The organism is Pseudomonas sp. P867 (assembly GCF_019891455.1).
GTDB classification, from domain to species: domain Bacteria; phylum Pseudomonadota; class Gammaproteobacteria; order Pseudomonadales; family Pseudomonadaceae; genus Aquipseudomonas; species Aquipseudomonas synxantha_A.
On record NZ_JAFLXB010000002.1, the window covers coordinates 545,297 to 563,634 of the forward strand.

Annotated in this window: 20 protein-coding genes; 11 read left to right on the top strand and 9 right to left on the bottom strand. The window is 59.1% G+C overall.

Annotation, left to right across the window (positions count from 1 at the left end):
• Positions 1-39: 39 nt before the first annotated feature.
• Positions 40-1,344: an MFS transporter gene (locus tag J1G33_RS06005; RefSeq protein WP_223017808.1), complete on the top strand. Its 1,305-nt coding sequence runs from the start codon at positions 40-42 to the stop codon at positions 1,342-1,344.
• 35 nt (positions 1,345-1,379) lie between these two features.
• Here J1G33_RS06005 and J1G33_RS06010 read toward each other — a convergent pair whose 3' ends face one another.
• The 3 genes from J1G33_RS06010 to trpB form a co-directional block, all read right to left on the bottom strand.
• On the bottom strand, positions 1,380-3,038 hold the full coding sequence (locus J1G33_RS06010) for a BBE domain-containing protein (protein WP_223017809.1): 1,659 nt from the start codon (positions 3,036-3,038) through the stop codon (positions 1,380-1,382).
• Between the two features lie 171 nt (positions 3,039-3,209).
• Positions 3,210-4,019 (bottom strand): tryptophan synthase subunit alpha, encoded by an 810-nt coding sequence (gene trpA / locus J1G33_RS06015; protein ID WP_005783403.1) that lies wholly within the window; start codon positions 4,017-4,019, stop codon positions 3,210-3,212.
• Positions 4,020-5,246 (bottom strand): tryptophan synthase subunit beta, encoded by a 1,227-nt coding sequence (gene trpB / locus J1G33_RS06020; protein WP_005783404.1) that lies wholly within the window; start codon positions 5,244-5,246, stop codon positions 4,020-4,022. It abuts the gene before it with no gap.
• Between the two features lie 111 nt (positions 5,247-5,357).
• Between trpB and J1G33_RS06025 the strand changes: the two genes are divergently transcribed.
• A complete protein-coding gene (locus J1G33_RS06025) occupies positions 5,358-6,254 on the top strand; it encodes a LysR family transcriptional regulator (RefSeq protein ID WP_078822706.1) in 897 nt (298 codons plus the stop codon).
• An 8-nt stretch (positions 6,255-6,262) separates the two neighbouring features.
• Here the strand turns inward: J1G33_RS06025 and J1G33_RS06030 are convergent, their stop codons facing one another.
• Complete coding sequence (locus J1G33_RS06030; RefSeq protein WP_003187304.1) at positions 6,263-6,589, bottom strand: DUF883 family protein; 327 nt, start codon at positions 6,587-6,589, stop codon at positions 6,263-6,265.
• 157 nt (positions 6,590-6,746) lie between these two features.
• Between J1G33_RS06030 and J1G33_RS06035 the strand changes: the two genes are divergently transcribed.
• Both J1G33_RS06035 and J1G33_RS06040 read left to right on the top strand, forming a co-directional pair.
• A complete protein-coding gene (locus J1G33_RS06035; RefSeq protein WP_005783406.1) occupies positions 6,747-6,962 on the top strand; it encodes a dodecin in 216 nt (71 codons plus the stop codon).
• Positions 6,963-7,078: 116 nt separating this feature from the next.
• Positions 7,079-7,300, top strand: coding sequence for a DUF1161 domain-containing protein (locus J1G33_RS06040; protein ID WP_032878581.1), 222 nt, complete (start codon positions 7,079-7,081; stop codon positions 7,298-7,300).
• A gap of 57 nt (positions 7,301-7,357) precedes the next feature.
• On the opposite strand, the gene J1G33_RS06045 is transcribed toward J1G33_RS06040, so the two are convergent.
• Positions 7,358-8,359 (bottom strand): LLM class flavin-dependent oxidoreductase, encoded by a 1,002-nt coding sequence (locus J1G33_RS06045; protein ID WP_148854275.1) that lies wholly within the window; start codon positions 8,357-8,359, stop codon positions 7,358-7,360.
• Between the two features lie 220 nt (positions 8,360-8,579).
• Between J1G33_RS06045 and J1G33_RS06050 the strand changes: the two genes are divergently transcribed.
• Together J1G33_RS06050 and J1G33_RS06055 are read left to right on the top strand one after the other, a co-directional pair.
• Positions 8,580-9,011, top strand: a complete 432-nt coding sequence (locus J1G33_RS06050) for an OsmC family protein (RefSeq protein ID WP_003187311.1) — start codon at positions 8,580-8,582, stop codon at positions 9,009-9,011.
• Positions 9,012-9,222: 211 nt separating this feature from the next.
• Complete coding sequence (locus J1G33_RS06055; protein ID WP_005783409.1) at positions 9,223-9,462, top strand: DUF1161 domain-containing protein; 240 nt, start codon at positions 9,223-9,225, stop codon at positions 9,460-9,462.
• Position 9,463: 1 nt separating this feature from the next.
• Here J1G33_RS06055 and J1G33_RS06060 read toward each other — a convergent pair whose 3' ends face one another.
• Complete coding sequence (locus J1G33_RS06060; RefSeq protein ID WP_005783410.1) at positions 9,464-9,886, bottom strand: hypothetical protein; 423 nt, start codon at positions 9,884-9,886, stop codon at positions 9,464-9,466.
• 110 nt (positions 9,887-9,996) lie between these two features.
• Between J1G33_RS06060 and J1G33_RS06065 the strand changes: the two genes are divergently transcribed.
• Complete coding sequence (locus J1G33_RS06065; protein ID WP_223017810.1) at positions 9,997-11,040, top strand: aminopeptidase; 1,044 nt, start codon at positions 9,997-9,999, stop codon at positions 11,038-11,040.
• A gap of 85 nt (positions 11,041-11,125) precedes the next feature.
• Here the strand turns inward: J1G33_RS06065 and J1G33_RS06070 are convergent, their stop codons facing one another.
• Together J1G33_RS06070 and J1G33_RS06075 are read right to left on the bottom strand one after the other, a co-directional pair.
• Entirely contained in the window at positions 11,126-11,785 is a 660-nt protein-coding gene (locus tag J1G33_RS06070; protein WP_223017811.1) for an HAD family hydrolase, read from the bottom strand.
• Entirely contained in the window at positions 11,782-12,324 is a 543-nt protein-coding gene (locus J1G33_RS06075) for a gamma carbonic anhydrase family protein (protein WP_005783413.1), read from the bottom strand. Before J1G33_RS06075 ends, J1G33_RS06070 begins: the two co-directional genes overlap by 4 nt.
• A gap of 54 nt (positions 12,325-12,378) precedes the next feature.
• Here J1G33_RS06075 and prlC point away from each other — a divergent pair, with 54 nt between their 5' ends.
• Both prlC and J1G33_RS06085 read left to right on the top strand, forming a co-directional pair.
• Positions 12,379-14,478, top strand: coding sequence for an oligopeptidase A (gene prlC, locus J1G33_RS06080; RefSeq protein ID WP_177327405.1), 2,100 nt, complete (start codon positions 12,379-12,381; stop codon positions 14,476-14,478).
• On the top strand, positions 14,475-14,750 hold the full coding sequence (locus J1G33_RS06085; RefSeq protein ID WP_032878575.1) for a YheV family putative zinc ribbon protein: 276 nt from the start codon (positions 14,475-14,477) through the stop codon (positions 14,748-14,750). The genes prlC and J1G33_RS06085 overlap by 4 nt, the downstream gene beginning before the upstream one ends.
• A gap of 106 nt (positions 14,751-14,856) precedes the next feature.
• On the opposite strand, the gene J1G33_RS06090 is transcribed toward J1G33_RS06085, so the two are convergent.
• A complete protein-coding gene (locus tag J1G33_RS06090) occupies positions 14,857-15,513 on the bottom strand; it encodes a dual specificity protein phosphatase family protein (protein WP_032878574.1) in 657 nt (218 codons plus the stop codon).
• Between the two features lie 275 nt (positions 15,514-15,788).
• Between J1G33_RS06090 and J1G33_RS06095 the strand changes: the two genes are divergently transcribed.
• Positions 15,789-16,541, top strand: coding sequence for a gluconate 2-dehydrogenase subunit 3 family protein (locus J1G33_RS06095; protein ID WP_032878573.1), 753 nt, complete (start codon positions 15,789-15,791; stop codon positions 16,539-16,541).
• 2 nt (positions 16,542-16,543) lie between these two features.
• A complete protein-coding gene (locus tag J1G33_RS06100; RefSeq protein WP_005783418.1) occupies positions 16,544-18,328 on the top strand; it encodes a GMC family oxidoreductase in 1,785 nt (594 codons plus the stop codon).
• Positions 18,329-18,338: the final 10 nt, after the last annotated feature.

Below are 18,338 nucleotides of genomic sequence, written 5' to 3' on the forward strand. Positions count from 1 at the left end.
GCACGTTTTGTCCTCAACAAACATAAAAAGAGGCACCCCATGCACCCTGAATCCCACACCGGGCAGGCTTCTTTAGTCACGCCTAGCCGAAAGCGCTTCTTCATCATGGTGCTGCTGTTCATCACCGTGGTGATCAACTACCTGGACCGCAGCAACCTGTCGATTGCCGCGCCTGCGCTGACCAGCGAGCTGGGTATCGACCCGGTGCAGGTCGGGCTTATTTTTTCCGCTTTCGGCTGGACTTACGCGGCCATGCAAATCCCCGGCGGCTGGCTGGTAGACCGGGTGCCGCCGCGCATTCTCTACACAGCCGCCCTGCTGCTGTGGTCGATTGCCACCGTGATGCTCGGTTTCGCCGCCAGCTTTATCGCGTTGTTCGTGTTGCGCATGGCCGTTGGCGCGTTGGAGGCGCCGGCCTATCCCATCAACAGCCGTGTGGTCACCACCTGGTTTCCCGAGCGCGAGCGCGCCACGGCTATCGGCGTCTACACCTCCGGGCAATTTGTCGGCCTGGCGTTCCTCACGCCGGTACTGGCTTGGCTGCAACACCAGTACGGCTGGCACATGGTGTTTGTCGTTACCGGTGGCGTCGGCATCCTGTGGGCCGCGATCTGGTACGCGGTGTATCGCGAGCCCAAAGATTTCAAAGGCGCCAATGAGGCTGAAATCCAGTTGATCCGTGACGGTGGTGGGCTGGTGGACATGCAGGCGCAAACGGCCAAGGCACCCTTCAGTTGGGTCGACCTCGGTATCGTGCTGAGCAAGCGCAAACTCTGGGGCATCTACCTGGGGCAGTTCTGCCTGAACTCTACGCTATGGTTCTTCCTGACCTGGTTCCCGACGTACCTGGTGAAATATCGCGGCATGGACTTTATCCAGTCAGGTTTGTTGGCGTCGTTGCCGTTCCTGGCCGCTTTTGTGGGCGTGCTGTGTTCGGGGGTGTTTTCCGATTGGTTGATCCGTCGTGGTGCCTCGGTAGGCTTTGCCCGCAAGTTGCCGATCATCAGTGGTCTGCTGATTTCCACGGCGATCATCGGTGCCAACTACGTGGACTCCACGGCGTGGGTCATCGCGTTTCTGGCGGTGGCATTTTTCGGCAATGGCCTGGCGTCGATCACCTGGTCGCTGGTTTCGACCTTGGCGCCTGCGCGGTTGCTGGGGCTGACCGGAGGCGTGTTCAACTTCATCGGTAACCTGTCGGCAATCGCTACGCCCATCGTGATTGGCTTTCTGGCCAGTGGTTCGTCGTTTGCGCCGGCGATTACTTACATCGCGGTGCTGGCGTTGCTGGGAGCATTTTCCTACATATTGCTTGTAGGTAAAGTCGAGCGGATCGAGCTGTAAAAAAGGGCGACCTTGGAGTCGCCCTTCTTTCGCGATTACGGCACCGACATTTCGTTATGGAAAATGTTGTGTGGGTCCCAGCGCTTTTTGGTACGCCGCAGGCGGCTTTCGATGATCAGGTCGGGAAAGAAGATCTTGTACCACTGTGGGTTTTTGCCATTGGCCGGATTGCCACCGATGTAGGTCATATCGAGGTCGGGGTAATTGATGTAACAACCTTCAAACTCGTCGTTGACCGGTACGCCCTGATCATCGGCGAACGCGTTGAAGTACAACCCTCGGATCCAGTCGGCATGGGCTTGATCCGAGGCGGCGCTATCGCCGCGCCAGTAACATTGCGGTTGCCACTTGAGGTATGACGAGCGCTGAGCGGCTGACGACTCCCTGCGCACTGGCTCGCTGGCGGCATTGATCTGGCCACCGAAAGACTGAATCTGAATGAGGCTTTGTGTCAGGTGGTTATCAGGGTCTGGCCAGGTCAATGTGGTCCAGATGGCGTCCAGCACTTGAGGGCTGAAAGGGCCCTTCTGGTAGGCCGATTTATAGCGCCCACGCTGGTTGTCCCCCGAACCGTTCAATGTCTGTTGGCACACCAGCCAGTCCAAGCGTTGAGAGGCTGCTCGGGCGGATGACACTGAGTCGATGGTGCGCCCGTTGGTAGTGCTGCGCGGCAGATGGATGACGTGAAATGGGACCAGGGACTCTGTAGCGGGCAGGCCAATGGCTGTGAGCATCTTGTCGACGAAGTCATCGAAGGGCGCCCGTTCGTTCAGTTCGCCATCCTTGTCCACATAGTGAATACCCAGGGTCACATTGCCTGTGTGCTGGTGGCGCATCTCCAGCTTGGTCGCCAGGCCCCAAGTGTCCGTGTTGCTTTGATTGCTGGCGAACCATGATTGATAGGCCACCAGCAGGTTATCGAGTGCAGGTTTGGTCAGTACGGACCAGTCCCATTCCAACACCAGCCACAGTACCTCTTTCGGTGCCGGTGGCAGGTCTTTGAAGTAATAGCTGGTGATGATGCCGAACTGTCCGCCACCGGCACCGCAACACGCGGCGAACAGGTCCAGTTCGTCCTGATTGGTGCTGTCGCGAGAAACGTGGCGCGGTTCGAGGCCTTTGCCAAGGCTGTCGGGCACCAGGATATCCACACCGCTGAGCCAGTCACATACCAGTCCATATTTGCGCGACAGCAGCCCATAGCCGCCTCCGCAAATATGTCCGCCAAGGCCCACTGAATAACACGAGCCACCGGGCAGGGTTTTGTTGGCAAGCTTGTATAACGCGACATAGGCATCCCAGTTTTGTCCGCCGGCTTCCAGGCGAAAGCTATAGCGTTCAGCAGCGCTGGGGTCCAGCTCGGAGCCGATTTGCCCGCTGGCGTCGTAGACCACCTGGTTCAACGCACTGATATCCAGAATCGACAGTACCTCAAGTGGACTGTCGGGCATCTTGTTGGCGACAAAGCCTTCGTAGCAATGACCACCACTGCGTACGGTGATGCGCCCCTCGGGAAGGGCCAATGCCTGCGCGGCGGCGTCAATGATGTCTTGTGGGTTGCGGCAGAGGTAGATCAGGTTGGCGCCATTTTGCGAAGACTGACCCTGCACATTGCCCAACGGCCAGCGCAGGTTGAAGCCCTTTTGCAAGGTTGAGTGACGGGAGTCTGAAGAGGTAATGAGATCAAAGGCCATGATGTACTCCTGAGAGCCAGGGATGACTTCTGATGCAACTAACTTAACGACCGGGAAGCAAGAAATGCGGGGGGGCTTGCGAGGGTGGTTAGACGGCAATAGGCATGGAAGTGCGTTGGGGTGACGTGGTGTCACCCCTCAGCGTAGCGCAAAGTATCAAAACGCAGGTGCTTACTTGCGTGCGTTGCGCACACCTGCCGACAGCGCCGCGCAATGACTCAGCACGCCATCGATCGCTTGCTGGTCGCTGCCGGCATTGGCGATGTGATCGATCAGTGCCGAACCCACCACCACACCGTCGGCCAGGCGCGCAATGGCCGCAGCTTGTTCCGGTGTACGAATACCGAAACCGATGCTGATCGGCAGGTCGGTGTGGCGACGCAGACGCGTGACCGCTTCTTCGACGTGTTCCAGCGTGGCGGCGCCGGCACCGGTCACGCCTGCTACCGACACGTAATACACAAACCCGGAACTGCCGTTGAGCACCGTCGGCAGGCGCACGTCATCGGTGGTCGGCGTGGTCAGGCGGATGAAGTCGATGCCCGCGGCCTGAGCCGGGTCGCACAACTCGCCGTTGTGCTCAGGTGGCATGTCGACCACGATCAGGCCGTCGACGCCGGCTGCCTTCGCATCGGCGATAAACTGCGGCACACCGTATTTGTGAATGGGGTTGAAGTAGCCCATCAACACCAGGGGGGTGTCGCTGTCGTCGGTGCGGAACTCGCGGACCATTTGCAGGGTTTTCGCCAGGTTTTGCTTGGCGTCCAGCGCACGGATATTAGCCAGTTGAATCGCCGGGCCGTCTGCCATCGGATCGGTGAAGGGCATGCCCAGCTCGATCACGTCGGCGCCGGCGGCCGGCAAGCCCTTGAGGATCGCCAGCGAGGCGTCATAACCCGGGTCGCCAGCGGTGACGAAGGTCACCAGGGCGGCGCGGTTTTGTTCCTTGAGTTGCGCAAAGCGGGTTTGCAGGCGGCTCATTTAGTGTTTCTCCTGCTTGGACTGTTCCATGTGATGCATCACGGTCTGCATATCTTTGTCGCCACGGCCCGAGAGATTGACCACCATCAGATGATCCTTGGGCAGGGTGGGTGCGCGCTTGAACACTTCAGCCAGGGCGTGGGCGCTTTCCAGCGCAGGAATTATCCCTTCCAGGCGGCAGCATTTGTGGAATGCATCCAGGGCTTCGTCATCAGTTACCGAGGTGTACTGGACGCGGCCGATGTCATGCAACCAGGCGTGCTCAGGGCCGATGCCGGGGTAGTCGAGGCCGGCGGAAATCGAATGGGCGTCGATGATCTGGCCGTCGTCGTCCTGCAGCAGGAAGGTGCGGTTGCCGTGCAGCACGCCGGGTACGCCGCCGTTGAGGCTGGCGGCGTGCTTGCCGGTTTCGATGCCATGGCCCGCTGCTTCGACGCCGATGATTTCGACGCTGGTGTCATCCAGGAACGGGTGGAATAAGCCCATGGCGTTGGAGCCACCGCCGATGCACGCCACCAGGCTGTCCGGCAGGCGGCCTTCCTGGGCTTGCAGTTGGGTGCGGGTTTCCTTGCCGATCACGGCCTGAAAGTCGCGCACCATGGCCGGGTAAGGATGCGGGCCGGCCACGGTGCCGATCAGGTAGAAGGTGCTGTCGACGTTGGTCACCCAGTCACGCAGGGCTTCGTTCATGGCGTCTTTGAGGGTGCCGGTGCCGGCGACCACCGGGATCACTTCGGCACCCAGCAGCTTCATGCGAAACACGTTGGCCTGCTGGCGCTCGATATCGGTGGTGCCCATGTAGATCACGCATTGCAGGCCGAAGCGTGCGGCAACCGTAGCGGTGGCTACGCCGTGCATACCGGCACCGGTCTCGGCGATGATGCGTTTCTTGCCCATGCGCCGTGCCAGCAGGATCTGGCCGATGCAGTTGTTGATCTTGTGCGCGCCGGTGTGGTTCAGCTCTTCGCGCTTGAGATAGATCTTGGCGCCGCCACAGAACTCCGTCAGGCGTTCGGCGAAGTACAGCGGGCTTGGGCGTCCGACGTAATCGCGCTGGAAGTAGGCCAATTCTTCATTGAACGCTGGATCCACTTTGGCCGCTTCGTATTCACGGGCCAGGTCGAGGATCAACGGCATCAGCGTTTCAGCCACGTAGCGGCCGCCGAACGCACCAAACAGGCCGTTGGCGTCAGGGCCGTTGCGTAGATCGGTCTGGGACTGGGTCATGGGGCGCTCCAGGAATGAATGTGTGTTGAGAGGCAATGACGGCCACTCTACCCCTGACGCTTTGGCCTGAAAACCGATAAGATCGCCGTAACCTGTCAGGAAAACTCACAGATGAGCCGCGACCTTCCACCCCTCAATGCCTTGCGTGCTTTTGAAGCCACCGCCCGCTTCAGTAGCGTCAGCCAAGCCGCTGAGCAACTGCACGTGACCCACGGTGCGGTCAGCCGGCAGTTGAAAGTCCTGGAAGAACATTTGGGTGTGAGCCTGTTCGTCAAGGATGGACGTGGCCTTAAACTCACAGATGCAGGCGTTCGGCTTCGGGATGCCAGCGTGGAGGCTTTCGAGCGGTTGCGGGACGCGTGCGCCGAACTTACCCAAAGCAGCGCCGACGCACCCTTTGTGCTCGGCTGTTCGGGTAGCTTGCTGGCGCGCTGGTTTATCCCCCGGCTGGGGCGCTTGAATGCCGACTTGCCCGATTTGCGCCTGCACCTGTCGGCGGGCGAAGGCGATCTGGACCCCCGGCGGCCTGGCCTGGACGCCTTACTGGTATTCGCCGAGCCGCCGTGGCCGGCCGATATGCAAGTGTATGAGCTGGCCAGCGAGCGAATCGGCCCGGTGTTGAGCCCTCGTTTCGCAGGTTTTGAACAGTTGCGTCAGGCTCCAGCAACGGCATTGCTAAGCGAAGCGTTGTTGCACACCACCTCACGACCCCAAGCCTGGCCCAGCTGGGCGCGGCAACACGGCATCGAGCCCGGCGCGTTGAAACTCGGCCAGGGGTTTGAGCACTTGTATTATTTGCTGGAAGCGGCAGTAGCAGGATTGGGAGTGGCGATTGCGCCAGAACCACTGGTGGCAGAGGACCTGCGAGCGGGTCGCCTGGTGGCGCCGTGGGGCTTCAGCGAAACCCCGGCGCACCTGGCGTTGTGGCTACCCAAGCGCGCCGCAGACGGGCGCGCCGGGCAGTTGGCGCAATGGCTCAAGGCTGAGCTGTTGCGTCAACCGGTGTAACCGGTCAATCAGTCACCGCGCTTGCACAGCAGGTAGGCTGCCAGCAAGCCCAGTGCACCTACGGCAACGCCGGCGGTCGTCCATGGGTGCTCTTGTGCGTAGTCACGGGTGGCAGCACTGGTTTCACGAATTTTGACTTTGCTTTCTTCATAGGCGTCGCTGATCAGGTGGCGAGAGTGCTTGAGGGCGTTCTCGGCATTGCTTTTCAGGGCCTTCAGCGTTTTGCGCGACTCATCGGACGCGTCGTCCTTGAGGCTCTCCAAAGATTTGAGCAGGCTCGAAATCTCGGCTTCCATGCTTTCCAGCGACGCTTTGCGTAAAGAAGTGTTGGCCATGTGGACATCTCCTGAAGTGATTGAGTGGCGTGTGTAGATACCGACTGCGCCGGTTTCAGAAAGTGCAGTAATTCTGAACTTTCACCTCCCAGCGGTCGCCAGAAGCAGTAAGCACATTCGCTGCTAGTCTTGATTGACGACCTATAGGAGAAACGCCATGAGTGATCATCACACCTACAAGAAAGTCGAACTGGTGGGCTCTTCCACCACCAGCATCGAAGACGCAATCAACAATGCTCTGGCTGAAGCCAACAAAAGCATCAAGCACCTGGAGTGGTTCGAGGTGACTGAAACCCGTGGTCACATCAAGGATGGCAAGGCCGCGCACTTCCAGGTCACGCTGAAAGTGGGGTTCCGAATTGCGAGTAGTTAATCCGCTCAGTTGAACTTTGCCCGCTGGCCGATTGCCATAACCTGCGCTACAACGAATGCGTGCCGATGCGATGAGCGTTGGCACGCTCTTTTTGATCAGCGCAAGGAAAGTAACGGATGAAGAAGTTTCTGTTGGCGGTGGGTTTGTTGAGCATTGCGGGTACGGCGATGGCAGCCAAGGACTGTGAGGAGCTGAAAAGCGAGATCGCAGCGAAAATCGATGCCAAGGGCGTACCGCATTACTCTTTGGAAATCGTAGATAAAGGTGCCGCAGCGGGTGGTGACGTCGTAGGGACGTGCGGCGGCGACACCAAGGAAATTGTCTACAAGCGCGGTTGATTCCGTGCTCCAGACATAAAAACCGACGCAAGTGCGTCGGTTTTTTTCGCTTGGATTTCAGTCCTTCATCACCTGTGCCAGCAGCTCGTAGGAATGAATCCGGTCGGCGTGCTCATAAAGGTCACTGGTAAAAATCAGCTCATCGGCGCCGGTCTGCTCGATCAACACCTCCAGCTTGGCGCGAATCTTCGCCGGGCTACCCACCATGGCCAGGCCAAGGAAGCTACCCACCGCGTCTTTTTCATGGGGCAGCCACAAGCCGTCCATGGTTTTTACCGGTGGGCGCTGCACCAGGCTCTGGCCGCGCATCAGCGCGAGGATGCGTTGGTACACCGAGGTGGCCAGGTAATCGGCCTGTTCGTCGGTATCGGCTGCCACCAGTGGAATGCCGAGCATCACGTAGGGCTTGTCCAGTACCGCCGAAGGCTTGAAGTGATTGCGGTACACACGAATCGCCTCATGCATCAGGCGCGGTGCGAAGTGGGAGGCGAAGGCGTAGGGCAAGCCACGCTCACCGGCCAATTGCGCGCTGAACAGGCTCGAACCCAACAGCCACACTGGCACATTGGTGCCCGTGCCCGGTACGGCGATCACCCGTTGGTCGGGCGTGCGCGGGCCCAGGTAGGCCATGAGTTCGGCTACGTCTTCGGGGAAGTCATCGGCACTGCCGGAACGTTCACGGCGCAGGGCGCGAGCGGTCATCTGGTCAGAACCGGGCGCGCGGCCCAGGCCCAGGTCGATACGGCCGGGGTAGAGGCTTTCCAGAGTTCCGAACTGTTCGGCAATCACCAAGGGCGCGTGGTTAGGCAGCATGACGCCGCCAGAACCGACACGAATGGTCGAGGTGCCGCCAGCCAGATAGCCGAGCAATACTGAAGTGGCAGAACTGGCGATGCCGTCCATATTGTGGTGCTCAGCCACCCAGAAGCGGTTGTAGCCGAACTTTTCCACGTGTTGGGCCAAGTCCAGGGAATTGCGCAGCGATTGCGCCGGGCTGCCATTGGCACGCACGGGCACCAGGTCGAGGGTCGAAAACTTTACGTCGGACAGCGATTTCATCAGCCTGCTTCTCCAATAGGGCGTACAGGCTTTTTTAAACGAGCTAAAACCTGCCGCTGCATGTGCATACTCTATGCAATGAGGGCATATACCCGAGATTCAATAGGTGGCTCCGAAATTTCCTACTGTATTGCTAGGTTTCTCCGACAAGGTGAACTTTGCCCACGGGTCTATCCTCAGAACCCTTACTGACGCAAAACCACCGTTCGAGGAGAAAGCTATGAGTATCGTTAAAAAGGCATCCGCGCATTGGGAAGGTGATCTGAAGACAGGCCTGGGTTCCATATCCACTGAAACCGGCGTGCTGCGCGAAGCGCCCTACGGCTTCAAGGCCCGTTTCGAAGGCGGCAAGGGCACCAACCCTGAAGAGCTTATCGGCGCAGCTCACGCCGGCTGTTTCTCCATGGCGTTTTCCATGATTCTCGGCGATGCCGGGCTCAAGGCTGACAGCATTGATACCCAGGCCGAAGTGACCCTGGACCAGGTCGAGGGCGGATTCGCGATCACTGCCGTGCACCTGATCCTTAAAGCCAAGATCCCGGGCGCGAGCCAGGCGCAGTTCGATGAACTGAGCAAAAAGGCCAAGGAAGGGTGCCCGGTGTCCAAAGTGCTGAATGCAACCATCACCTTGGATGCCACGCTGGTCAACTGACACAGCAGTACTCTTGTGTGGGAGCGGGCTTGCTCGCGAATGCGGTGGATCAGCCGATATCTCGGGGACTGACACTCCGTATTCGCGAGCAAGCCCGCTCCCACATTTTCAGTTGTGCGTTAAATCAGAACTCGTGTTTGTAAAATGTGGTCGAATAGCCCATGCAGCCTAGGCGCACACTCGTGCGCAGCGCATTCAGGGAGCTACACACATGAAACGTTTTGCCTTGGCAATCATCTGCGGTGTATTGGCCACTTCGGCCGTGGCCGCGCCAAAAGATTGTGAAGAGCTCAGGAAAGAAATCGAAGTGAAGATCCAGGCCAAGGCGATTCCGTCCTACACCCTGGAAATCATCACTGCCGAAGAAGCCGAGAACCATGACAGCGCCATGATCGTCGGTTCGTGCGAAAACGGTACCAAGCGCATCATCTATCAGAAAAACAATGACTGACTCAGATGCAGTTGACGCTGCGTTCTTCGGCCAGCAACTGGCGCGCTGAGTCATACAGCCGGATGTTGGGCGTGAACGCGAGCGAGCGACCTTCGAGCACATAGCGTTGGCCGGCCTGGAAATGGTCGTACTGCAGGGTCATGAAACAGGTGCGATACATCATCTGGCTAAGGCCCCCCAAACCGCCGCCGGCGGGCACTTCAAAGTCAAAGCGCACCATCAGCTCGTGAGGGCCGGGAGGCATTTGGAAGAAGCGCCCGTCGTTGAGGTTTTTCCCGTCCAGGCGCTGAGCCATGACCAATTTGGAGCCCGGCGTCGGCGTGGTGAAATCCACCCAGGCCTGTTGCGGGTCGACAGGCGGGATGGGGGCCGAAGTGCAAGCGCTGAGCAGGAGGGCGGCAACGGGCAATGGAAACTGACGCATGGCAGGTACTCAACGCGAGAAGAGCCTTGAGTATAAACATGCCGCGCCATGGAAAAATCCCGTTCAAGCGCGATAGTCTGGCGAATAAATCACCCAGGAGCAGTCGGTGCATGATCAGGTGTTTTCTTCCAGGGTTGATGGTTGTGCTACTCAGCGGTTGTTCCAGCGTCAGTTATTACAGTCAGTTGGCGAGCGGTCAGTGGCAGTTATTGCGGGCCCGGGAGCCGGTTGCCGAAGTTATCGCCGACCAGACTCGCCCTCAACTATTGCGCGAGCATCTCGTGCAATCGCAAAAAGCTCGCACCTTTGCCAGTGAGCACTTGCATCTGCCTGATAATCAAAGCTACCGGTTATACGCCGATATCGGCCGGCCCTATGTGGTCTGGAATGTCTTCGCCACGCAGGAATTTTCTCTGGCTCCTGAAAACCACTGCTTTCCCATCGCCGGTTGCGTTGCCTATCGCGGCTACTACAACCAAGGCGCGGCGCGTGGCGAGGCGGCGCTGTTGCGGCAACAAGGCATGGACGTGTCGATCGGTGGCGTCGAAGCCTATTCCACCCTGGGGTGGTTCAACGACCCGATCATGAGTTCGATGATGAGTTGGGGTGATGAGCGCCTCGCGACTCTGATCTTCCACGAACTGGCCCACCAGCGTTTCTACGTGAAGGATGACACCGAGTTCAACGAGTCATTCGCCACGTTCGTCGAGCAGGAAGGCACCCGTCAGTGGCGGGCGGCACGGGGCCTGGCGCCTGTCAGCGATGCGGCGTTGAAGCAACGTGATCAATTCATCCGGCTGATTCTCGATACCCGCAAACGCCTGGAGGCGTTGTATGCGCAGCCGTTGGCGGCGCAGGTGATGCGGCAGGCCAAGGCCGCGCAGTTCGAGCGCTTGCGCACTGAATACCGGCAGATGCGTGATAGCCAATGGGGTGGCGAAAAGCCCTATGACGCTTGGATCAACCAGCCGATGAACAATGCGCGACTGTTGCCATTCGGGCTGTATGACCGGTGGGTGCCGGCGTTTGCGGCGTTGTTTGCGCAGGAGGGTGGGGATTGGGTGAGGTTTTATAAGGCGGTGGAGAGGTTGGGCGGGTTGACGGTGGCGCAGCGTAAAGCAGCGTTGAGGCAGTTGGAAGGGGTTGGCCGTTAGGGCCTCATCGGGGGCAAGCCCCCTCCCACATTTTGATATGTGAACACATTCAAGTGTGGGAGCGGGCTTGCTCGCGAAAGCGGTTTCAAGAGCGCTGCAAAAATGCCTGGTGCATCTGTGCCAACGTCTCGAAGTGCCAGGTCGGCGCTTCGGCACTCAACTCTTCAAAACTGCCGAACCCATACCCTACCGCCGCCGAATCCAACCCATTGCTGCGTGCGCCGATCAGGTCATGCTTGCGATCACCGATCATCAAGGTTGTGGCCGGGTCCAGCCCTTCCTCACGGATCAAGTGGGCGATCAACTCGACCTTGTTGGTACGCGTGCCGTCCAGTTCGCTGCCGTAAATCACCTTGAAGTGCTTGGCAAAGTCGAAATGCCGCGCAATCTCGCGGGCAAATTCCCATGGCTTGGAGGTGGCCACGTACAGTTGGCGCCCTTGGCTGTTGAGTTCCTCCAGCAATGGCATCACGCCGTCGAACACGCGGTTTTCATACAGCCCGGTGACCTTGAAGCGCTCGCGGTAGAAATTCACCGCTTCCCAGGCCTTGGCCTCGTCGAAACCGTAGAACTGCATGAACGCTTGCAGCAGAGGCGGGCCGATGAAGTGTTCAAGCTTGGTCAGGTCAGGTTCGTCGATGCCCAATTTGCCAAGGGCGTACTGGATCGAACGGGTGATGCCCTCACGCGGATCGGTGAGCGTGCCGTCCAGGTCGAAGAGGACCGTTGGGTGGTTGAGGGTCATTGATCGAATCCTTCTGCCAGGTGCAGGTCCTTGAGCTTCACGTAGTTCGCAGCGCTGTAGGTGAAAAAGGCGCGCTCCTTGTCAGTCAGCGCGCGGACCTGTTTAACCGGGCTGCCCACATACAAAAAACCACTGTCGAGTTTCTTGCCGGGTGGCACCAGGCTGCCGGCGCCGATGATCACGTCGTCCTCGACCACTGCGCCGTCCATCACGATGCTGCTCATGCCAATCAAGACGCGGTTGCCCACCGTGCAACCATGCAGCATGACCTTGTGGGCGATGGTCACGTCGTCGCCGATCAGCAGCGGGAAACCATCAGGATTGAACGGCCCTGCATGGGTAATGTGCAACACGCAGCCGTCCTGCACACTGGTGCGTGCGCCGATGCGGATGCGGTGCATGTCGCCGCGAATCACGGTCAGCGGCCAAACCGAGCTGTCGGGGCCGATTTCGACATCGCCGATCACCACCGCCGAAATATCGACAAAAGCCCCGGCGCCCAGGGTTGGCGTGTGGTTCTGATAGGTGCGAAGGGTCACGATAGCCTCTCTCTCTTCTGCTGATAGCTGCGGTGGGTGTTGATTGTAATTAAGATGGCCCCATCTTTGTTCTTACATGTTTCTTCAGCCAAGGTGCCAACCGTGAGCGCGAACAACCCTCTTTTGCAGTCCTACGACCTGCCGCCGTTCTCGGCGATCCGTGCCGAGCACGTCCAGCCGGCCATCGAACAGATCCTCGCCGACAACCGTGTGGCTATCGCAGACATCCTGCAAAGCCAGGGCAAAAATCCGACATGGGCCGGTCTGGTCCTGGCCATGGATGAACTGAACGACCGCCTTGGCGCTGCCTGGAGCCCGGTCAGCCACCTCAATGCAGTGTGCAACAGCGCCGAGTTGCGTGAAGCCTACGAGGCTTGCCTGCCCGCCTTGAGTGCCTACTCCACCGAGATGGGCCAGAACCGTGAACTGTTCCAGGCTTTCGACGCCTTGGCCAACAGCCCCGAGGCCGCCGGTTTCGACGTGGCGCAAAAAACCATTCTGGAACACTCCCTGCGCGATTTCCGCCTGTCGGGTATCGACCTGCCGCCGGAGCAGCAAAAGCGCTACGCCGAAGTGCAAAGCAAGCTTTCCGAGCTGGGCAGCAAATTCTCCAACCAGTTGCTGGACGCTACCCAGGCCTGGACCAAGCACGTCACCGATGAAGCCACCCTCGCCGGCCTGACCGACTCGGCCAAGGCGCAAATGGCTGCCGCCGCCCAGGCCAAGGGCCTCGACGGCTGGCTGATCACCCTGGAATTCCCCAGCTATTACGCCGTGATGACCTATGCCCAGGACCGCGCCCTGCGTGAAGAGGTCTACGCGGCCTACTGCACCCGTGCGTCGGACCAGGGCCCGAATGCCGGTCAGAACGATAACGGCCCGGTGATGGAACAGATTCTCGACCTGCGTCAGGAACTGGCCCAATTGTTGGGTTACGCGTCCTTCGCCGAGCTGAGCCTGGCGACCAAGATGGCCGACTCCAGCGACCAGGTGCTGAGCTTCCTGCGGGACCTGGCCAAACGCAGCAAGCCGTTCGCCACACAGGATCTGCAACAGCTCAAGGCTTACGCCGCCGAACAAGGCTGCGCCGACCTGCAAAGCTGGGACAGCGGTTTCTATGGCGAAAAATTGCGTGAGCAGCGCTACAGCGTGTCCCAGGAAGCCCTGCGTGCTTACTTCCCGATCGACAAGGTGCTGGGCGGCCTGTTTGCCATTGTGCAACGCCTGTACGGCATCGAGATTGCCGAACAGAAGGGCTTCGACACCTGGCACCCGGACGTTCGCCTGTTTGAAATCAAAGAAAATGGCGAGCACGTCGGGCGCTTCTTCTTCGACCTGTATGCCCGCGCCAACAAGCGTGGCGGTGCCTGGATGGACGGTGCCCGCGATCGTCGTCGCACGGTCGACGGCGTGCTGCAAAGCCCGGTCGCCAACCTGGTGTGCAACTTCACGCCAGCCGACAGCGGCAAGCCTGCGCTGCTGACCCACGATGAAGTCACCACCCTGTTCCACGAATTCGGCCACGGCCTGCATCACCTGCTGACTCGCGTCGAGCACGCCGGTGTATCCGGGATCAACGGCGTGGCGTGGGATGCGGTGGAATTGCCGAGCCAATTCATGGAGAACTGGTGCTGGGAGCCCGAGGGCCTGGCGCTGATCTCCGGCCACTATGAAACCGGCGAGCCCCTGCCCCAGGATCTGCTGGAAAAAATGCTCGCGGCGAAGAATTTCCAGTCCGGCCTGATGATGGTGCGTCAGCTGGAGTTCTCGTTGTTCGACTTTGAGCTGCACGCCACTCATGGCGATGGCCGCAGCGTGGCGCAGGTGCTTGAAGGTGTACGTGATGAAGTCTCGGTGATGCGTCCGCCGGCCTACAACCGCTTCCCCAACAGCTTCGCGCACATCTTCGCCGGTGGTTATGCGGCGGGTTACTACAGCTACAAATGGGCCGAAGTGCTTTCGGCCGATGCCTTCTCCAAGTTCGAAGAAGACGGTGTGCTCAATGCCCAGACCGGGCGTGCGTTTCGCGAAGCGATCCTGGCGCGTGGCGGTTCCCAGGCGCCGATGGTGCTGTTCGTCGACTTCCGCGGACGGGCGCCGTCGATTGACGCACTCTTGCGCCACAGCGGCCTGAGTGAGGACGCGGCAGCATGAGTGAAGCGCCTGTGATTACCAAAAAGCAATTTATCGCCGGGGCGGTCTGCCCGGCGTGCAGTGAGCCGGACAAGTTGAAAATGTGGACCGAAGACAGCGTGCCGCACCGCGAATGCGTGGCCTGCGGGTATACCGATACGTTGAATGATCAGGGGCTTTCGGTGCCCAAGGAGTTGGGCACGCGGGTCAATACATCGGCATTGAAAGCGCCGGCGGATCCAAAAGTGCAGGCGGTGCAGTTCTTCCCCAATCCCAAGCTCAAAAAAGACTAAACCGGACTCACTGTAGGAGCGAGCTTGCTCGCGAAAAACGTTAACGATAACGCGGTTTCCCTAAGTAAACGCGGTGTCATTCAGTTATTCGCAAGTAAGCTCACGCCTACAATTTTTTCTCTTCCTGGCCCGTTGTGGTGATCCAGTCTTTCATTGAGCACAACGCGAACGCGCTGGTGCTGCAATCGCCATTCGCCAAAGCTGTACGCAACTTGTCGACATCGGCTTTCATCATGTAGCGAACCCCGTCCTTGAAGCCATTGCTGCTGCCGAAGCCGCCCAAGGTCATCTCGTTCAGCGCGTCCTCCTTGCTCCATCCCTGAACCACCACCCGATACATCGCTGCCATCAGGCCAGTCCGGTCGGCGCCGTGCTTGCAGTGCATCAACACCGGGCCATCTGCTTCTGCTGTCTGAATCGCTCTGATCGCCGCCAACACGTCGGAATCGTCGACATGGTTGGTGCGATAGCTCAACTGCACCTGTTTGATATCAGATGATTTAAGCCACTGCGCATCAGATTCCGGCAAAAAGTTGATGACGGTAGCGATCTTGAGTTCTTCCAAAATGGGCAGTGCATCACCGTCTGGCAATGCGCTGCGATAGAGCGTGGGCGTCATTTGATGCAGGTTGTACTGGTCACCCACTGGTTGGGCCCATTCCGGCGAGCGGATCGAGATCGCGTCATCGGCCTGGGCTTGAAGCGTGTTGAACAGGGCCATGACCGCCAAGCCGAGGATAGGCAGTAATCGTGTGTTGAACATGGACAGTGTGACCGAATAAGGAAGTGGCTGATGGGCCGTAGATTCGCTTAGGGGCGGTCAATGTCGCGTGAGGTCTTCGTCAAAGAATTGTGATTCATCCGATCTGATCCGGTGTTTTTCTCGCTGAATCGACTCTTCTCAATTCTTAGCCTGCTATCATTTGTAACTATTGTTTGCCAATGTGTTCTATGTTTTTGGATCCCATTGCTTGGCAAGCCTTCACGCTGCTCCCAGAAGCGGCGGATAAACCCGTGACCACATGATGAGGTGTATCCATGTCTGATCAAGATCAAGACAACCCCCGGCGTGACTTTCTACGCAAATCCTTGACCTTGATCCCGGTGGTCACGGTTGCCAGCACCGGCCTGGGTGGTTCGATGCTGATGGCCACGCCGGAGCCTGCCCAAGCGGCGCCGGCCAAACCTGCGACGAGCGATAAAGCCTATGAGCCGAGCTATTTTACGGCCGAGGAATGGGCGTTCATCAACGCCGCCGTCGAGCGCTTGATTCCGGCTGATGCCCAAGGCCCTGGCGCACTGGAAGCTGGCGCGCCGGAATATATCGACCGCCAGATGAACACCCCTTACGCCAGCGGCGCCCTGTGGTTCATGCAAGGTCCCTTCAACGCCGATGCGCCGCCGGAAATGGGCTGGCAGAGCAAATTGGTACCCAAGGAAATCTATCGCCTGGGTATCGCCGCAACGGACGCTTGGTCGAAAGCGTTCAACGGCAAGGCTTTTGCTGCGCAAGACAGCGCTACCCGAGACGATATGCTACGCCGTCTGGAGGCCGGCGGCAGCGAAGTTGCCGCGCACTTCGACGCCGTGCCGCCAAAGATGTTCTTTAACCTGTTGCTGCAAAACACCAAGGAAGGTTTCTTCTGCGACCCGATCCATGGCGGCAATAAAGGCATGGTCGGCTGGACCATGATCGGCTTCCCCGGCGCCCGCGCCGACTTCATGGATTGGGTGGAACGCAACGAGCAATACCCCTTCCCGGCTGTTTCCATTCGCGGCGAGAGGGCATAAACGTGGCGACCATCATGAAGAAAGTGGATGCGGTGATTGTAGGCTTTGGCTGGACCGGCGCGATCATGGCCAAGGAGCTGACGGAAGCAGGCCTCAACGTGGTAGCGCTGGAGCGCGGCCCGATGCAGGACACTTATCCGGACGGCAACTATCCCCAAGTCATCGACGAATTGACCTACAGCGTGCGTAAGAAGCTGTTCCAGGACATTTCCAAAGAGACAGTAACCATTCGCCATAGTGTGAATGATGTGGCCTTGCCCAACCGTCAACTCGGTGCGTTCCTGCCGGGTAATGGCGTGGGCGGCGCGGGGCTGCACTGGTCGGGCGTGCATTTTCGTGTCGATCCGATCGAGTTGCGTATGCGCAGCCATTACGAGGAACGTTACGGGAAGAACTTCATTCCCAAGGACATGACCATCCAGGATTTCGGCGTCAGCTATGAAGAGCTGGAGCCGTTTTTCGACTATGCGGAAAAAGTCTTCGGTACCTCCGGGCAGGCCTGGACGGTCAAAGGTCAGTTGGTAGGCGAAGGCCGTGGGGGCAACCCTTACGCGCCGGATCGTTCCAACCCGTTCCCGTTGGAGGCGCAGAAGAATACGGTCTCCGCACAACTGTTTCAGAAAGCAGCTACGGAGGTGGGTTACAAGCCTTACAACCTGCCGTCGGCCAATACGTCGGGGCCATACACCAACCCCTACGGCGCGCAGATGGGACCGTGCAATTTCTGCGGCTTTTGCAGTGGCTACGTGTGCTACATGTATTCCAAGGCGTCGCCGAACGTGAACATCCTGCCGGCCCTGCGCCAGGTGCCCAACTTCGAGTTGCGGCCCAATTCCCACGTACTCAAGGTCAACCTCGACAGCACCAAGAAAAAAGCCACTGGCGTGACCTATATCGATGCCCAGGGCCGCGAATGCGAACAGCCGGCAGACCTGGTGATTCTGGGCGCGTTCCAGTTCCATAACGTGCGCCTGATGTTGCTGTCGGGCATCGGCAAACCCTACGACCCGATTACCAATGAGGGCGTGGTAGGCCGCAACTTCGCTTACCAGAACATGGGCACCATCAAGGCGTTCTTTGATAAGGACACCCACACCAACAACTTCATTGGCGCGGGCGGCAATGGCGTGGCCATCGACGACTTCAACGCCGACAACTTCGACCACGGCCCCCACGGCTTCGTGGGGGGCTCGCCGATGTGGGTCAACCAGGCGGGCAGCCGGCCGATTGCCGGTACTTCCAACCCGCCGGGCACGCCGGCCTGGGGCAGCGCCTGGAAGCGTGCCACCGCCGATTACTACACCCACCAGGTGTCGATGGATGCCCACGGTGCCCATCAATCCTACCGGAGTAACTATCTGGATCTGGATCCGGTTTACCGCGATGCCTACGGCCTGCCGCTGCTGCGCATGACGTTCGACTGGCAGGAAAACGACATCAAGATGAACCGCTTCATGGTCGAGAAAATGGGCAAGGTCGCACAGGCGATGAACCCCAAGGCCATCGCCGTGTTGGGTAAAAAAGTCGGTGATCACTTCAATACCGCCTCTTACCAGACCACCCACCTCAACGGCGGCGCCATCATGGGCACCGACCCGAAAACCAGTGCGTTGAACCGCTACCTGCAGTGTTGGGATGTGCACAACGTGTTCGTCCCGGGCGCGTCTGCTTTCCCACAGGGCTTGGGCTATAACCCTACCGGCCTGGTGGCAGCTTTGACCTATTGGTCAGCTCGAGCAATCCGCGAGCAGTACCTGAAAAACCCCGGCCCACTGGTTCAGGCATAAGGAGCGATGA

Coding starts and splice junctions, on each gene's coding strand:
- J1G33_RS06005 (WP_223017808.1), top strand. CDS start 40: ATGCACCCTGAATCCCACACCGGGCAGGCTTCTTTAGTCACGCCTAGC.
- J1G33_RS06010 (WP_223017809.1), bottom strand. CDS start 3,038: ATGGCCTTTGATCTCATTACCTCTTCAGACTCCCGTCACTCAACCTTG.
- trpA (WP_005783403.1), bottom strand. CDS start 4,019: ATGAGCCGCCTGCAAACCCGCTTTGCGCAACTCAAGGAACAAAACCGC.
- trpB (WP_005783404.1), bottom strand. CDS start 5,246: ATGACCCAGTCCCAGACCGATCTACGCAACGGCCCTGACGCCAACGGC.
- J1G33_RS06025 (WP_078822706.1), top strand. CDS start 5,358: ATGAGCCGCGACCTTCCACCCCTCAATGCCTTGCGTGCTTTTGAAGCC.
- J1G33_RS06030 (WP_003187304.1), bottom strand. CDS start 6,589: ATGGCCAACACTTCTTTACGCAAAGCGTCGCTGGAAAGCATGGAAGCC.
- J1G33_RS06035 (WP_005783406.1), top strand. CDS start 6,747: ATGAGTGATCATCACACCTACAAGAAAGTCGAACTGGTGGGCTCTTCC.
- J1G33_RS06040 (WP_032878581.1), top strand. CDS start 7,079: ATGAAGAAGTTTCTGTTGGCGGTGGGTTTGTTGAGCATTGCGGGTACG.
- J1G33_RS06045 (WP_148854275.1), bottom strand. CDS start 8,359: ATGAAATCGCTGTCCGACGTAAAGTTTTCGACCCTCGACCTGGTGCCC.
- J1G33_RS06050 (WP_003187311.1), top strand. CDS start 8,580: ATGAGTATCGTTAAAAAGGCATCCGCGCATTGGGAAGGTGATCTGAAG.
- J1G33_RS06055 (WP_005783409.1), top strand. CDS start 9,223: ATGAAACGTTTTGCCTTGGCAATCATCTGCGGTGTATTGGCCACTTCG.
- J1G33_RS06060 (WP_005783410.1), bottom strand. CDS start 9,886: ATGCGTCAGTTTCCATTGCCCGTTGCCGCCCTCCTGCTCAGCGCTTGC.
- J1G33_RS06065 (WP_223017810.1), top strand. CDS start 9,997: ATGATCAGGTGTTTTCTTCCAGGGTTGATGGTTGTGCTACTCAGCGGT.
- J1G33_RS06070 (WP_223017811.1), bottom strand. CDS start 11,785: ATGACCCTCAACCACCCAACGGTCCTCTTCGACCTGGACGGCACGCTC.
- prlC (WP_177327405.1), top strand. CDS start 12,379: ATGGCCCCATCTTTGTTCTTACATGTTTCTTCAGCCAAGGTGCCAACC.
- J1G33_RS06085 (WP_032878575.1), top strand. CDS start 14,475: ATGAGTGAAGCGCCTGTGATTACCAAAAAGCAATTTATCGCCGGGGCG.
- J1G33_RS06090 (WP_032878574.1), bottom strand. CDS start 15,513: ATGTTCAACACACGATTACTGCCTATCCTCGGCTTGGCGGTCATGGCC.
- J1G33_RS06095 (WP_032878573.1), top strand. CDS start 15,789: ATGTCTGATCAAGATCAAGACAACCCCCGGCGTGACTTTCTACGCAAA.